17 protein-coding genes are annotated in these 13,161 nt (G+C 69.0%); 11 read left to right on the forward strand and 6 right to left on the reverse strand.

Translation table 11 applies throughout. The annotated features are described in order from the left end of the window. Window positions 1-23: 23 nt before the first annotated feature. On the forward strand, window positions 24-533 hold the full coding sequence (locus tag ABZY89_RS24830) for a hypothetical protein (RefSeq protein WP_355231518.1): 510 nt from the start codon (window positions 24-26) through the stop codon (window positions 531-533). Window positions 534-554: 21 nt separating this feature from the next. On the opposite strand, the gene ABZY89_RS24835 is transcribed toward ABZY89_RS24830, so the two are convergent. Next, complete coding sequence (locus ABZY89_RS24835) at window positions 555-1,067, reverse strand: hypothetical protein (protein ID WP_355231520.1); 513 nt, start codon at window positions 1,065-1,067, stop codon at window positions 555-557. Between the two features lie 71 nt (window positions 1,068-1,138). Between ABZY89_RS24835 and ABZY89_RS24840 the strand changes: the two genes are divergently transcribed. After that, window positions 1,139-2,635, forward strand: a complete 1,497-nt coding sequence (locus tag ABZY89_RS24840; protein ID WP_355231522.1) for a carboxyl transferase domain-containing protein — start codon at window positions 1,139-1,141, stop codon at window positions 2,633-2,635. Here ABZY89_RS24840 and ABZY89_RS24845 read toward each other — a convergent pair. The 3 genes from ABZY89_RS24845 to ABZY89_RS24855 all read right to left on the reverse strand — a co-directional run bounded on the left by ABZY89_RS24845 (window position 2,632) and on the right by ABZY89_RS24855 (window position 5,584). After that, window positions 2,632-3,135: a DUF5994 family protein gene (locus ABZY89_RS24845; protein WP_355231524.1), complete on the reverse strand. Its 504-nt coding sequence runs from the start codon at window positions 3,133-3,135 to the stop codon at window positions 2,632-2,634. The genes ABZY89_RS24840 and ABZY89_RS24845 overlap by 4 nt on opposite strands. A 96-nt stretch (window positions 3,136-3,231) precedes the next feature. Then, the gene (locus tag ABZY89_RS24850; protein ID WP_355231526.1) at window positions 3,232-4,110 is read right to left on the reverse strand and encodes an LLM class F420-dependent oxidoreductase; all 879 of its coding nucleotides are present in this window, start codon (window positions 4,108-4,110) and stop codon (window positions 3,232-3,234) included. 52 nt (window positions 4,111-4,162) lie between these two features. After that, on the reverse strand, window positions 4,163-5,584 hold the full coding sequence (locus tag ABZY89_RS24855; protein WP_355231527.1) for an aminopeptidase: 1,422 nt from the start codon (window positions 5,582-5,584) through the stop codon (window positions 4,163-4,165). A 152-nt stretch (window positions 5,585-5,736) separates the two neighbouring features. Here ABZY89_RS24855 and ABZY89_RS24860 point away from each other — a divergent pair, with 152 nt between their 5' ends. Continuing rightward, complete coding sequence (locus ABZY89_RS24860) at window positions 5,737-6,159, forward strand: PPOX class F420-dependent oxidoreductase (RefSeq protein WP_355231528.1); 423 nt, start codon at window positions 5,737-5,739, stop codon at window positions 6,157-6,159. 63 nt (window positions 6,160-6,222) lie between these two features. Here ABZY89_RS24860 and ABZY89_RS24865 read toward each other — a convergent pair whose 3' ends face one another. Then, the gene (locus tag ABZY89_RS24865; protein WP_355231530.1) at window positions 6,223-6,711 is read right to left on the reverse strand and encodes an SPW repeat protein; all 489 of its coding nucleotides are present in this window, start codon (window positions 6,709-6,711) and stop codon (window positions 6,223-6,225) included. Window positions 6,712-6,770: 59 nt separating this feature from the next. Here ABZY89_RS24865 and ABZY89_RS24870 point away from each other — a divergent pair, with 59 nt between their 5' ends. The 7 genes from ABZY89_RS24870 to ABZY89_RS24900 all read left to right on the forward strand — a co-directional run bounded on the left by ABZY89_RS24870 (window position 6,771) and on the right by ABZY89_RS24900 (window position 11,657). Continuing rightward, window positions 6,771-7,136 (forward strand): MmcQ/YjbR family DNA-binding protein, encoded by a 366-nt coding sequence (locus tag ABZY89_RS24870; protein WP_355231531.1) that lies wholly within the window; start codon window positions 6,771-6,773, stop codon window positions 7,134-7,136. Between the two features lie 84 nt (window positions 7,137-7,220). Beyond that, on the forward strand, window positions 7,221-7,496 hold the full coding sequence (locus ABZY89_RS24875) for a Fe-S cluster assembly protein HesB (protein ID WP_355231533.1): 276 nt from the start codon (window positions 7,221-7,223) through the stop codon (window positions 7,494-7,496). A gap of 96 nt (window positions 7,497-7,592) precedes the next feature. Beyond that, on the forward strand, window positions 7,593-8,342 hold the full coding sequence (locus ABZY89_RS24880; protein WP_355231535.1) for a VOC family protein: 750 nt from the start codon (window positions 7,593-7,595) through the stop codon (window positions 8,340-8,342). A 9-nt stretch (window positions 8,343-8,351) separates the two neighbouring features. Further along, complete coding sequence (locus ABZY89_RS24885; RefSeq protein ID WP_355231537.1) at window positions 8,352-9,476, forward strand: endonuclease/exonuclease/phosphatase family protein; 1,125 nt, start codon at window positions 8,352-8,354, stop codon at window positions 9,474-9,476. A gap of 89 nt (window positions 9,477-9,565) precedes the next feature. Then, the gene (locus ABZY89_RS24890; protein ID WP_355231539.1) at window positions 9,566-10,846 is read left to right on the forward strand and encodes a CehA/McbA family metallohydrolase; all 1,281 of its coding nucleotides are present in this window, start codon (window positions 9,566-9,568) and stop codon (window positions 10,844-10,846) included. A 95-nt stretch (window positions 10,847-10,941) separates the two neighbouring features. Next, the gene (locus ABZY89_RS24895; protein WP_160023619.1) at window positions 10,942-11,133 is read left to right on the forward strand and encodes a hypothetical protein; all 192 of its coding nucleotides are present in this window, start codon (window positions 10,942-10,944) and stop codon (window positions 11,131-11,133) included. Continuing rightward, window positions 11,130-11,657 (forward strand): MauE/DoxX family redox-associated membrane protein, encoded by a 528-nt coding sequence (locus tag ABZY89_RS24900; RefSeq protein WP_355231541.1) that lies wholly within the window; start codon window positions 11,130-11,132, stop codon window positions 11,655-11,657. Before ABZY89_RS24895 ends, ABZY89_RS24900 begins: the two co-directional genes overlap by 4 nt. Here ABZY89_RS24900 and ABZY89_RS24905 read toward each other — a convergent pair. Then, window positions 11,612-12,082, reverse strand: coding sequence for a GNAT family N-acetyltransferase (locus ABZY89_RS24905; protein ID WP_355231543.1), 471 nt, complete (start codon window positions 12,080-12,082; stop codon window positions 11,612-11,614). The two genes, ABZY89_RS24900 and ABZY89_RS24905, sit on opposite strands and share 46 nt — an antisense overlap. 185 nt (window positions 12,083-12,267) lie before the next feature. On the opposite strand from ABZY89_RS24905, the gene ABZY89_RS24910 reads away from it, so the two are divergent. Then, a complete protein-coding gene (locus ABZY89_RS24910) occupies window positions 12,268-12,996 on the forward strand; it encodes a peptidylprolyl isomerase (RefSeq protein ID WP_355231544.1) in 729 nt (242 codons plus the stop codon). Window positions 12,997-13,161 lie beyond the last annotated feature (165 nt).

Raw genomic sequence — 13,161 nt, forward strand, 5'->3', positions numbered from 1 at the left:
AGGACACTTCATTTTGGGGGAACATGAGCATGCGCATCCAGAGCATCTTCACCGCGATCGCCGCCACCGCATGTGCGACGGCCTTGGCCGCCGCACCGGCCCTCGCGAGCGGCAGCCCGCACTTCGTCAAGAACTTGACCAGGGTGACCGACGCCGACCTGTCCTCCGTCACCGTCGCGTTCAAGGAGGCGGGCCTCGAGAGCGGTTCGGTTGAGACGATCATCGTGACCGCTCACCTCGACGCGACCTATCAGTGCGTCAACCGCGGTGGCCACAACCCGGATGACCCGAAAAAGACCGTGATCAGCGGCGACTACTCGAAGTCCGGCGAGTTCAAGGCTGCCAAGAACGGCAATGTGACCGGCTCGTTGACGGTGACCGCACCCGCGCCCAGCACCGTTCTCGACTGCCCCAACGGCCAGAAGGCGGTGCACACGGTGTCGACGTGGTCGAGCATCTCGGTCACCGACGAGGACAGCCTGGCGACCATCACCGTCCCGGGCACCTTCTCCTGCGGCAAGCCGGTCGACTGACGAGCCGCTTCGCGACGCGCCTCAGTCCTTGTCGGGACCGTTGGCGCGTACTCGCTCGACGTTGACCAGCGACTGCTGGAGCTCCTCGAGCCACTCGCTCGAGTGCTGCTGGACGAGCTTGACGCACCAGCCGAGCGCATCGCTGCGGCTCCGGGCGACGCCGCCCGAGACCAACAGGTCGAGGACGGCGCGCTCGGGCTGACGCAGTCGGGTCATGACCGGCGCCGAGACATTGGTGAAGAGGTGCCGCTCTCCCCCGATCTCGACTGCCCACGACACCTTCCGGTCGAACTTGCGTTCGGCCTGCCGCGCGACGGCCATCCGGTCCTCGCGGGTGCGCTCGCGAAACTCGCTCGCCCGCCCCTCGTTGGCAGCAGCTCGCTCTTCGTCCGAAGCGCCCTCGGCCGTCTTCGGCTCCTTGATCCGCCCGACGACGGTGATCTCCTCGCGGTCGACCCCCACATCGACGATCTCGTCGTACACACCATCGGGCAGTCGTCCGCTGAACCACCCGCGCAACTCAGTTGTAAGCATGTAATCATTCTTACTCCGCGCATCGAGCGCTTTCAAGGAAGCCGACATCTGGCCCATGGCACCATGTGCCCGTGACCGACGACACGCCTGCCACGGGACTGACCGAGCTGCACGCCCGCCGCTTCCTGACGACGGACGCGGCGCGCTCCGACAAGGTCGCCCGGTGGCACGCCAAGGGGCGGCGTACGGCTCGGGAGAACATCGCCGATCTGGTCGATCCGGGCTCGTTCGTCGAGTACGGGAGGTTCATCACCGCGGCCCAGGAACGCCGCCGTGACCTGGCCGAGCTCGTCGTCGAGACGCCCGCTGACGGGATCGTCGGCGGGACCGCGACCGTCGCCGGGAAGCCGTGCGCGGTGCTCTCCTACGACTACCTGGTGATGGCCGGCACCCAAGGCATGCGCGGGCACCGCAAGTCCGACCGGCTGATCGAGGTCATCGGGCGGATGCGGCTGCCGGCAGTCTTCTTCACCGAGGGCGGCGGCGGACGCCCCGGTGACACCGACATCCCGCTGGTCTCCGCGCTCGACGTCGGCTCGTTCGCGCTCTGGGGTGAGCTCGAGGGCGTCGTACCGCGGATCGCCGTCGTCTCCGGACGGTGCTTCGCCGGCAACGCGGTCCTGGCAGGCTGCGCCGACCTCCGCATCGCCACCCCGGACGCCAACCTCGGCATGGCGGGGCCGGCGATGATCGCCGGCGGCGGGCTCGGCAGCTTCGCACCCGAGGAGATCGGGCCGGTCAAGGACCAGACCGCCAACGGCGTCATCGACCTGCTCGTCGAGGACGAGGCGGCAGCCGTCGAGGCCGTACGCAGCATCCTCTCCTACCTCGAGCCGGCCGCCGACGGCGGCGAGGCCGGTGACCAGACCGATCTGCGGACGCTCCTCCCCCACAACGACCGCGAGGCCTTCGACGTACGTCCGGTCGTCGAGGCCCTCGCCGACATCGACTCGGTCACCTGGCTCCGCGCGGCGTACGCACCCGAGCTGGTAACCGCGCTGGCGCGGATCGACGGGATCGCGGTCGGCGTGATCGCCAACCAGTCGACCCACCTCGCCGGAGCGCTCACCAGCGACGCCTCGGTCAAGGCCGCCGACTTCCTCGCGCTCTGCGAGCGCTGGGGCCTCCCGGTGGTCTCGCTGGTCGACACGCCGGGCTTCATGGTCGGTCCGGAGGCCGAACGCGGCGGCCTGGTCCGTCATGCGTCCCGGATGGTCGTCGCCGGCGCGCAGCTGTCGACCCCACTGGTCGGGGTGATCCTGCGCCGTGGCTACGGGCTCGGCGCGCAGGCGATGCTCGGTGGAAGCACCCACCGCCCGCTGCTCACCGTCGCCTGGCCCGACGCCCACCTCGGCCCAATGGGTCTGGAGGGTGCCGTACGCCTCTCCATGGCCGCTGAGCTCGCCGAGATGCCCGAGGCCGAGCGTGAGGAGCGGGTCACCGCCCTCACCGAGGAGTACCGCAAGCAGGCCAGCGCACTCAACGCCGCACGGATGTTCGAGATCGACGATGTCATCGACCCAGCCGAGACCCGCAGCGTCATCGCCGCCACCCTGCGCCGTGCCTAGGAGACTCCGCCGTCGTCGTCCCAGATCTGTTCGCCGATGTGGCTCTGGTCGGGACCATCGAGACCCAGCAGCTGCGCCGGGCGGTAGGTGTTCCGGTCGTCGGCTGCCTGTTCCATGATCTTCTCGGCGCGCTCGGGGGCGGTGTCGTGAGGCACCACCAGCAGGCGCAGCCGGTCGCCGGTGGCCATCGACAGCACGATGAGGTGGGTGTCGTCGGACGGGAACGAGCTGATCTTCACGGTCCCGCGGGCGGCACGGATCTCGGGGACGCTCGGCCCTCCCGGGACCGGGTCCCAGTCGGGCCGGGAGAACAACAGCCGCGAGATCCGGCCGACGGGGTGGGGAAAGTGGTCGATCAGGTCGGCGGCCTCGTCCTGGAGGTCGCGAGACTGTGGCCACCACGCGCCATCGAGCGGCCCGGAGCTGAAGCTGTTGTCGAGGCGGAGCCGGAGTCCGACGCGAACGGCGGTCGGAAGCTCTTGTGTCGGTGACGTCGTCATGACGCCCACCTTTCGTGCTGCCCTGCGGACTCGACGAGTCCAGCCGGCAGTGTGGTTAGAACAAGTGTACGGCGCCGGCCTCCGAGACCTTGCTTCCTAGATCTCCTTCAACCGCGGCACCAGATCGACGAGCGAGGTGGTCCACGGCACCGGGTCGACGTACGGAGTCGGCATCAGCCCGACGAGCGTGATGCCCAGGGCGGCGTACTCCTCCATCGACTTCAAGAAGGCGTCCGGGTCCTCTACCGAGGGGCCTTGGAAGAGGATCGTCTTCTCGATCGCGTCGTAGTCGGTGCCGAGGTCGTCGCAGTGGCCGCGGAGCACCTCGAGCTTGTGCCGGACGGACTCGACCGCCTCGGGGCCGGGGCCGCCGAAGAGGTTGGTGCCCTGTCCGTACTTGGCGACCAGGCGCAGCGTCTTCTTCTCGCCTCCCCCGCCGATCAGGACCGGGACCGTGCCGTTGACCGGCTGCGGGAGCGAGATCGTCTCGGCGAGCTGGTAGTGCTTGCCCTCGTAGGCGCCGTCGTTCTCCGACCACATCTGGCGGCAGATCTCCAGGGTCTCCTCCAGGCGCTCGAACCGCTCCGCGGTCGACGGGTACGGCACGCCGAGCCCCTGGTGCTCCCGCTCGTACCACGCCGCCCCGATGCCCAGCAGTGCGCGGCCACCGGAGAGCCGGTCCAGGGTGGTGACGATCTTGGCGAGCAGCCCGGGGTGGCGGTAGGTCACTCCGGTGACGAGCAGGCTGAGACGTACGTTGTCGGTGATCCCGGCCAGGTAGCCCAGCGTGGTGTAGCCCTCGAGCATCGGTTCGAAGGGGCCGCCGGCCTGCTCCATCTGGAACCAGTGGTCCATGACGGTGAACAGGTCGACGCCCCCCTCGTCCGCGATGCGGGCCGTCTCGGTCAGCTTGTCGGCCAGCGTGGTCTCCCACTCGGGGTGGGTGAACGTGAAGTAGTGGAGTCCAAGATCCATACCTCAGACGCTATGTCTTCGAGCGCGCTCGAAGACAAGGGCCATTGTTCAGTTACGGCCGCATTCTCCGCTCCTGACGCAGGTCACGCTTGTCGAGCTTGGCGTCGTAGGTGGCCAGCGGCTTCGCCTTCGACGCGTCGGCCTCGACCGCGGCGGTCGCCACGCCGGCCCACTCCAGGATCCGGGCGGTGGCGAGCTCACGCTCGTCGGCGACCAGGCCGGCCACGTTGGCACCGTGGTTCATGCCCGGCGCGGTGAAGACGTAGGAGTCGTTGGCGAAGATGCCCGGGCGGAAGCGCTCGGCACCCCACGGGTCGGCCTCGCCGTAGACGAAGAGCATCTGGTTGGCGTGCTTGCGCACCCAGGAGTCGACGTCACGCATCGCGGACGGGTCGAACCGCATGTCGATCTCGCGCGGGACGAAGCTGCGCGGCGGCTGGTAGCCGTAGCGGATCAGCTCGTCCTCGATGTGCGGGAAGCCGATCGTCGGCGCACCGAGCTCGGTGCCGGCCTGGTAGTAGTAGGGCGTGTAGGGGCTCAGGCCCTGGTCGGTGTAGAAGCTGAAGCCCGAGTAGTAGTTGATCGAGTCCCAGATCGCCTGGTCGCTGGCGGTCGGCGCGTCGGCGGGGATGTTCGAGCACTCGGCGGTGCCGGCGTACTGCCAGAAGGCCCAGACGTAGTCGAGCACCACCATCTCGTACGCAGCGTCCAGGCTGCCCACGGTGTCGAAGGTGTAGCCCTCGGTCTCGGCGAGGTCGGCGTAGGTCGCCTTCAGCGCCTCGCGGCGGACGAGCGCCTCGCGCTGGACGCCGTTGAGCCGGTCGCGGCAGTCCTCGGTGCCGACGGAGGCGAAGAACTCGTCGTAGGCGGAGTCCTCGCGGTTGACGACGTCGTTCGGCGCGACGTAGGCGACGATGCCGTCCATGTCACGGGGATAGAACCGCTCGAAGTAGGTCGCGGTCATGCCGCCCTTGGAACCGCCGGTGGCGAGCCAGTTGGCGGAGTAGATCGGCTTCAGCGCCTTGAAGATGGCGTGCTGGTCGCTGGCCGCCTGCCAGATGTCGAGGTCGTCCCAGTCTGCCGGGGCGGGGCGCGACGGGGTGAAGAACCGGTATTCCATCGAGACCTGGTTGCCGTCGATGATGCGGGTCGGCTCGCTGCGGCCGGGGTTGGTCGAGACGTTGTAGCCGCTGGTCTGGAACACCGTGGGGCGGGCGGTGTCCTTGTGCAGCACGGTGAACCGCTGCTGGAAGGTGTCACCGTCGGGTCGGCGGTGGTCGACCGGCTGGGTGAAGTTCAGGACGAAGTAGCGGTAGCCCTGGACGGGCTTCTCCTGGATCAGACTGACGCCCTCGATGGCGAGCAGGCGGTCGAGGATGTCGTCCTCGGCGGCTGTCGCGGGGCTGGCGGGTGTGACGAGGAGCAGGGATGCCAGCCCCATCGCCACCAGAATCCGGCCGATCAATGCACGCATGTGGGGTCTCCTTCGGTGCGGGTCCTCGGCAACCTAGCCGACCTGCGCGCGGTGCACCTCTGAATTAGGAACCGGGAAGGAAGTCGTGTCCGGTGGCCTTGTAGAAGGCAACGACCACACGGGCGCGACGCCCGACGAGGAGGCGCTTCACGATGACGTTCGACGTACACGAGCTGCTGGCTACCACCCGTCACGGGATCCTGGCCACGATCAAAGCGAACGGCCTGCCACAGCTCTCACCCGTGTGGCAGTTCTACGACCGCGAGCGCAGCGAGATCCTGATCTCCACCCGCGAGGGGCTGGTGAAGACCAAGAACCTCCGCCGAGACCCGCGCGCGGCGATCGAGGTCGACGGCCCCGGAGGGCGGTCCTGGGCGACGGCCGAGGGCACGGTCACGCTGACCGGGCCCGGCGACTCCCCCGACAGCCCAGAGGTCGACGCGCTCGTCGACTACTACCGGCGTGGCGCCGGCGAGCACCCCGACTGGGACGAGTACCGCCAGGTGATGGTCACGGACCGCCGGGTTCTCATCACGATCGCGGTCACCAAGGTCTACGGCGCCGACATCGGCTGATCCGGCGGGCGGAGGGCCGGCCGAGCGCTCCTCGCTCGGCCGGTCGGTGACGGTTCCGCGCGCTCACCTACGCGGATTGAACAACGTGCCGAACCCGGACGCACCGAGTCCGCACAGCATGATGACGGCTCCGACGATCACGTTGGAGGCGATCATTCCTGTGGTGGTGTCGACGCCGTTCATGAGCCACGGCGAGACGATCGCCCATGCACCCATGAGCGGGACGGTCCAGGCCAGACCGTGTGTGCGGCCGAACGCCGACGCGAACCCGAGCGCCAGCAGAGCGACAGCGAGGCCGATGATCAGGTTGCTGACCATCAGTGGTGATGCCGTGGTGTTGAAGCCCACGACCCACGGCGATATGGCCAGATAGAGACCGGCCATCATCGTGACGCCGTCGACCACCTGAGCGGTGGCGGAGGAGCCGGTCAGATCGAACCGGTCCCGGAGTGCCGCGATGTCGGGATGTTCCTGGATAGACAGGTTTTCAGACGACATTTCTTTGTTCACCCCCTTAGCCCAAATGCCAGAGGCAACGACTGTCTCTGCCACTCATTCTAGGCCCGCGAGAACGCAATGAACCCTCCTCGAGCGGTGGCAATATGGTCGCCATGGACGTGACGTCGCTGCAGGCCTACTGCCTCGCCAAACCGGGGGCCTGGCCGGACAACCCGTGGGATCACGAGCACCCCGTGATCAAGGTCGGGCCGGGTGAGCGCGGCAAGATCTTCGCCTTCCTCGGTGACGCGAAAGTGGGACTGAAGTGCGGGCCGTCCCGGGAGATCGCCGACGAGTGGCTGCTGCGCTATCCCGACGATGTGACCGTCACCGGCTACATCGGCCGCTCGGGGTGGAACGACCTCGCCTGGGGTGGCGCGATCCCGGAGGAGGAGCTCCTGGAGGCGGTCGACGAGTCGTACGCCACGGTCGTCTCGAAGCTCCCGAAGAAGCTCCGTCCGGAGGGCTGGGACGCCTGAGCGCGGCATGCCGGGCTTGAATGAGGCCGATGTGTGAGGAATGGTGGAGCGGGTACTCCGTACCCAACCATGGAAGATCTCGACATGCTTCAGCTGACCGAGAACGCCACCACCATCGTCCGCTCCATCTCCGAGCAGGCTCAGGGCGCCGGCCTCCGGCTCGCCTCCAACGCAGAACCGGACGGCGCATTGAGCGCCGCTCTCGTCCCGACCGCCGAGGCGGAGGACCAGGTCATCGAGCAGGAGGGTGCGCGGGTCTTCCTTGACCAGGGCGCTGCCGCCGAGCTCGACGACAAGGTCCTCGACGCCGGGATGGACGACTCCGGCAACGTGCAGTTCGGGATCTCTCTGCAGGGTTGATCCCGTGCTACGCCGGGGTGTGCCGCAGTCGCGGTGCGCCCCGGCGTACGTCGTTTTCGGCCACATCCACCTTGTCGCACGCGTAGGGTCGCGGACATGAGCTCCACCGGCGCACCTGCCTGGTTCCACCTCTTCCTCGACATCCCGCGGGAACGATGGGAGGAGGCGGTCGGATTCTGGTCGGCGGCGACCGGATGGGCGATCTCGCCGCCAAGGGGCGAGGACGGCCAGTTCGTCACCCTTGTGCCGCAGACGGGCGATTCCTGGCTGAAGATGCAGGCTCTCGACGACGGCGAGCCACGGATCCACGTCGATCTCGATGCCATCGATCGTGGGGCCGCGGTGGAGCGGTCGGTGTCGCACGGAGCGAGTCCGGCGTGGACGTACGACGGGGTTCCGGTGATGCGCTCCCCCGGCGGCATGCTCTTCTGTCACACGCTCGGCGAGGGGACTCAGCCGCGCTTCGCGCGCTCGGAGCCGGAACGGGTGCTCGACCAGGTGTGCATCGACATCCCTCGCTCCCGCTGGGACCAGGAGGTCGCCTTCTGGGCCGCGGTCACCGGGCGAACGCCCGAACAGGCCAAGACCCCCGAGTTCGTACGTCTCGCCGACCCCGATCCGCACGGCGGGCTCCGGATCCTCCTGCAGCAGCTCGAGGACGAGGACGGCGAGGTCGGGGCGCATCCCGACGTCGCGGTCGCCAACCGTGCCTCGGAGACCTGCCGTCACGAGGCGCTCGGCGCGGACACGGTCGGCGTCTTCGAGTGGTGGACGGTGATGCGCGCGCCGTACGGGCAGGTCTACTGCCTCACCGATCGCGACCCGGTGACGGGTCGGGTGGCCTAGCCTGGGGAGATGCGCCTCGCATCGTTCAATGTCGAGAACCTCTTCGCCCGGCCGAAGGCGATGGACGCCGAAGAGGCCGATGCCACGACGCGACGAGCGGTCCTGACCGCTCACGCCCGCGTCTCCACTCTCCTCGCCCAGCCCAGCTATCAGGGCGATGAGCAGGAGATCCTGGACAACCTCGAGAAGCTGGGGCTCCTGAAGAGCGACGAGGGCGAGTTCGCGCGGCTGCGGAAGATGCGCGGCAAGCTGCTCAAACGCCCGCGCTCGGGGCCGGTGCAGCTGGTCGCGCAGGGGCGCAACGACTGGGTCGGGTTCGTCGAGCTCAAGACGACCGCCGTCGACGAGGTCGCCACCGAGAACACCGCGCGCGTCTTCGCCGAGCTGCGGGCCGAGGTCGCCGTGGTCGTCGAGGCCGACGACCGGCCGGGGCTGCACATGTTCTCCCAGACGCTGCTGCCGGAGGTCGGCGCCGAGGCGTACGAGCAGGTGATGGTCGTGGAGGGCAACGACGAGCGCGGCATCGACGTCGGCGTGATGGTCGGCGACGGCTACCGCCTGGTGCAGCTGCGCACCCACATCTTCGACCGCGACGAGGAGGGCGTGATCTTCTCCCGCGACTGCTGCGAGTACCACCTCGACGCTCCCAGCGGCGCGCGGATCGTGGTCCTCGCCAACCACTTCAAGTCGAAGGGCTACTCGGAGAAGGGCGACCCGCTCGGCGCCAAGCGGCGCGGCCGGCAGGCGAAGCGGGTCGCGGAGATCTACCGGGGCCTGCTCGAGGAGGGGATCGAGCACGTCTGCGTAGCCGGCGACCTCAACGACTCCCCCGCCAGCGAGTCGCTGAAGCCGCTGATGTCCGTCGAGGGGCTCGCTGACGCCAGCGAGCACGAGCACTGGGACTGGAACCATCGCCGCGGAACGTACGGTTCCGGCAACGAGGACGCCAAGATCGACTATCTGCTCCTCTCCCCAGCGCTGCGCGCGAAGCAGACCGGCGGCGGCGTCTTCCGCAAGGGCGTGTGGCACGGGCCGCGGACCAAGGATCCCTGGGACCTGTTCCCGACGCTGACCGCGGAGCAGCACGCGGCCTCCGACCACGCCTGTCTCTACGCCGACTTCACCGACCTGTGATCTGAAAGCCTCGCGTACGCCGCCGGGATCTGCGTGAAATAGGGGCCATGTGCCTCGGACACGGACAGCAGCACGGGACTCTTCGGTCGATGAGCGGGCCGCTCACGCGGCGTACGGCGCTGGGGGCGGCGGGAGCGGGGCTCCTGCTGGCGTCGATGTCCTCGTCGTTCACGGGTGCGGCGGCCTCGGCGACCGCTCGGGCCGGGGTGGGGGCGAGCCGGCTGTCGCGGCTCTCGTCCGGGACCACGCTGGTCCATGCCGACCTGCACAACCACACGCTGATGTCGGACGGCTCCGGCGACCCCGATCTCGCCTTCGACTCCATGCGGAGCGCCGGGCTGGACGTCGCGGCGCTCACCGACCATGCCACGGTCTCGGACCACATCCTCGGCGACGCGCTCGCGGGGCTGCTGCCGGCGGCGTACAAGCAGATCGGCGGCATCACCCGCTCGGACTGGGCCCGGACCCGCGAACTGGCCGATGCGGCCAACGCCGACGGCACCTTCACCGCGATCCGAGGCTTCGAGTGGTCGGAGCCGTTGTTGGGTCATATCAACGTGTGGGGAAGCGAGCACTTCACCGACATCGTCGACGTCGGCGCGATGCGGCCGTTCTTCGACTGGCTGATGCGCTCGCCTTCCACCCCGCTGATCGACGGCGGTTCTGACGGGATCGCCGGGTTCAACCATCCCGGGCGCGAGCCGTTCCGGTTCCAGGAGTTCCGCTACGACCCGCGGGCGCGGGAGCGGATGGTGTCGCTGGAGATGTTCAACCGTGGGGACGACTATCTCTTCGAAGGCTTTGCCGACGGCAAGACCTCTCCCCTGTGCCAGTGCCTCAATGCCGGCTGGCGCACCGGGGTCAGCGGGGTCACCGACGAGCACGGGACCGACTGGGGCCACCCGGAGGGCAAGGGGCGCACCGGGCTGTGGGTCGCCTCCCACGATCGCGCCGGCGTCTTCGAGGCCATGCGGGCGCGGCGGTTCTTCGCCACGCGCACCTCTGGACTCCGGGTCGACGCCGTGGCCACGCTGGACGGCGTCGAGCATCGGATGGGCTCGGTGGTCCCCGGCCGTGGCGGCGACATGCGGTTCACGCTCGACCTGGCCCGCGACGAGGAGTGGGTCGGTCGGGAGCTCCATCTGCAGGTGCTGCGTCCGGGTCCGTCGGTGCCCGTAGTGGCCGACATCGTGGCGTTCCGCGTGGGCGAGCCGGTCGCGGTCACCGTGCCGGTCTCGGTCGCTGACGGCGACTGGGTGCTGCTGCGGGTCAGCGACCCGACCCAGCCCAACGCGACGCCGGGGCCGGACGGTCATTCCTGCAACGACCTGGGCATCGCGTACACCAGCCCGTGGTGGCTGCAACCCTGACGTGTTTCCTGAGAAGGCGGCCCGCAGCCTGAAGATGCGCTGAAGGCGGGCGTCCTGGCGGTGGTTGCGGGCCTCGGCTGTGGCACGCTGGCGATGTGAACGAGGTGTGGTACGTCGTCGGGCTGGTCGCGGTCTCCGTGGCCGTGCTGGCGCTCGGGGTGTGGTTCGTGCGGCGTGAGATCAGGGACGAGGTCTCGCCGGCGCCGTTGCTGTGGGCCGGCTACGCGGTCGTGGCGGCGTTCGTCGTCTTCGGTGTCCTGCGCACCTCCTGGGTGGTGCTCTCATGAGGACCCGCGCTGACCTGTTGGGCTGGATCGGCCTCGCCGGCCGCCTCTATCTCGGCTTCGTGTTCCTCGCGGCCGGCCTGGCCAAGCTGCCCGAGCCGGCGATCACCGAGCAGGCGGTACGCGGCTACCAGCTGCTGCCGTGGCAGCTGGCCCCTGCGTACGCGATCGCCATGCCGATCGCCGAGATCGTCCTCGGCGCGCTGCTGATCCTCGGGTTGTTCACCCGTACGGCGGCGGTGGCGACGGCGCTCGGCCTGTGCTCGTTCCTCGTCGGGATCACCTCGGCCTGGGCGCGCGGGCTCAACATCGACTGCGGCTGCTTCGGGGGCGGCGGCGCCTCGGCCGACCCCGCCTATCTCGCCGACACCCTCCGCGACCTCGGCTGGCTCGCGATCGCGGTCTACCTGATCGTCGTACGCCGCACCAAGCTCGCTCTCGACGACCTGCTGTTCCGGCGGGCCGCTCCGCCGGTCGACGACTACAGCGAGAGCTCGAAGAAGACCGAGCTGGGATCGAGCACGTAGCTGCCGAAGGGCGGGCACTCGGTGAAGCCGTTGCCCGCGTAGAGGCGCCGGGCAGGCTCGTAGAAGCCTTCGGTCCCGGTCTCCAGAAGCACCCGGCGACCGCCGCCTGACCTGGCCTCGGCCAGCAGGTGGCGCAGCATCGCGGTCGCGACGCCGCGGCCGCGGGCGGCGGCCGTGGTGCGCATCGACTTGAGCTCGTAGTCACCCTCGCCGAGCGCCTTCAGCGCGCCGCAGCCGACGAGCTCGGTCTCTTCCCAGGCCGACCAGAACGCGATCTCGGGCACCTTCAGCGCCTCGAGGTCGAGCGCGTGCACCGACTCCGCCGGCGTCACCGAGTACATGTCCTCGAGGTGGTCCTCCAGGAGCCGGATCACCTCGGGCCGGGTCAGGTCGTCGAGCTCGAAACGCAGGGAAAGCACAGGCACGACTGGAGGCTATCCGAGCCCCTCCCCCGTCGTGGCGGTTGGGTGCGGTGGGGCTGGTGCAGTATCGCGGCGGACAACGAGCGTGTGCGATAGTGCGTGGCCCCAACGCTGGCGGAAGGTGCCGTCGGCATCGCCACTCGGGGTCCGTCGCGGGATCGTTCGGACCGCTCCCCTAGCATCTGGGCATGCCTTCTCGTGCGCTCCCGGCCGTTGCCGCCGCTGCCCTGCTCCTGACGCTCTCCGCCTGTGGTTCCGACGACGGCGGGTCCGGTTCCGGCGAGGCCACGGAGAGCAAGGGCCCGAAGTCGAGCGAGTCCAGCGACTGGAAGTCGATCGTAAAGCCCGGCTCGACGAGCTGCGACTACACCGAGGACCCGATGGGCGCCTCCAAGGAGGTGGACCAGCCGGAGAAGACCGCGCAGTACACCGGCAAGGTCCCCGCCACCATCAACACCTCCGTCGGCCCGCTCGCGATCACGCTCGACGCCGACAAGGCGCCCTGCACGGTCAACTCGTTCCTCTCGCTGGCCTCGCAGGACTACTACGACGGCACCAGCTGCCACCGTCTCGGCGCCAACCCCGGCTTCGAGCTGCTGCAATGCGGCGACCCGACCGGCCAGGGCACCGGTGGTCCGGGCTACACGATCCCCGACGAGTTCGAGGACAGCGACACCTTCCCCGCCGGCACCCTCGCGATGGCCAACACCGGCCAGCCCAACTCCGGCGGCAGCCAGTTCTTCATGGTCTTCGGCGACACCCAGCTCCCGCCCGCCTACACCGTCTTCGGCACCCTCGACGAGGCCGCCATCAAGACCCTGCAGGAGGTCGGCGAGGCCGGTGTGGGCGAGGCCGGCCCCGACGGCACCGGCGCCCCGAAGACCCCTGTCGAGTTCGAGACGATCACCGTCGGCTGATCACCCCGCGCCGAATCCGCACCTTTGGCGCGCCGAATCGGTTGTTGTGGGCGACGAAACTCCAGTTTCGCCCCCACCAGGGCCGCGTTGATGTCGTTCCCCTCGGTGGTGAGGTTCTCGGCGAACTGCCCGTCCCGAAGCGTCACGCCCAACCGGGCGCCCCAC

Source organism: Nocardioides sp. NPDC006303 (assembly GCF_040613175.1).
GTDB lineage: Bacteria > Actinomycetota > Actinomycetes > Propionibacteriales > Nocardioidaceae > Nocardioides.

What these genes read in the sequence shown, in the direction of transcription:
- ABZY89_RS24830 (WP_355231518.1), top strand. Translation starts at nt 24, where the DNA reads ATGAGCATGCGCATCCAGAGCATCTTCACCGCGATCGCCGCCACCGCA.
- ABZY89_RS24835 (WP_355231520.1), bottom strand. Translation starts at nt 1,067, where the DNA reads ATGCTTACAACTGAGTTGCGCGGGTGGTTCAGCGGACGACTGCCCGAT.
- ABZY89_RS24845 (WP_355231524.1), bottom strand. Translation starts at nt 3,135, where the DNA reads ATGACGACGTCACCGACACAAGAGCTTCCGACCGCCGTTCGCGTCGGA.
- ABZY89_RS24850 (WP_355231526.1), bottom strand. Translation starts at nt 4,110, where the DNA reads ATGGATCTTGGACTCCACTACTTCACGTTCACCCACCCCGAGTGGGAG.
- ABZY89_RS24855 (WP_355231527.1), bottom strand. Translation starts at nt 5,584, where the DNA reads ATGCGTGCATTGATCGGCCGGATTCTGGTGGCGATGGGGCTGGCATCC.
- ABZY89_RS24860 (WP_355231528.1), top strand. Translation starts at nt 5,737, where the DNA reads ATGACGTTCGACGTACACGAGCTGCTGGCTACCACCCGTCACGGGATC.
- ABZY89_RS24870 (WP_355231531.1), top strand. Translation starts at nt 6,771, where the DNA reads ATGGACGTGACGTCGCTGCAGGCCTACTGCCTCGCCAAACCGGGGGCC.
- ABZY89_RS24875 (WP_355231533.1), top strand. Translation starts at nt 7,221, where the DNA reads ATGCTTCAGCTGACCGAGAACGCCACCACCATCGTCCGCTCCATCTCC.
- ABZY89_RS24880 (WP_355231535.1), top strand. Translation starts at nt 7,593, where the DNA reads ATGAGCTCCACCGGCGCACCTGCCTGGTTCCACCTCTTCCTCGACATC.
- ABZY89_RS24885 (WP_355231537.1), top strand. Translation starts at nt 8,352, where the DNA reads ATGCGCCTCGCATCGTTCAATGTCGAGAACCTCTTCGCCCGGCCGAAG.
- ABZY89_RS24890 (WP_355231539.1), top strand. Translation starts at nt 9,566, where the DNA reads ATGAGCGGGCCGCTCACGCGGCGTACGGCGCTGGGGGCGGCGGGAGCG.
- ABZY89_RS24900 (WP_355231541.1), top strand. Translation starts at nt 11,130, where the DNA reads ATGAGGACCCGCGCTGACCTGTTGGGCTGGATCGGCCTCGCCGGCCGC.
- ABZY89_RS24910 (WP_355231544.1), top strand. Translation starts at nt 12,268, where the DNA reads ATGCCTTCTCGTGCGCTCCCGGCCGTTGCCGCCGCTGCCCTGCTCCTG.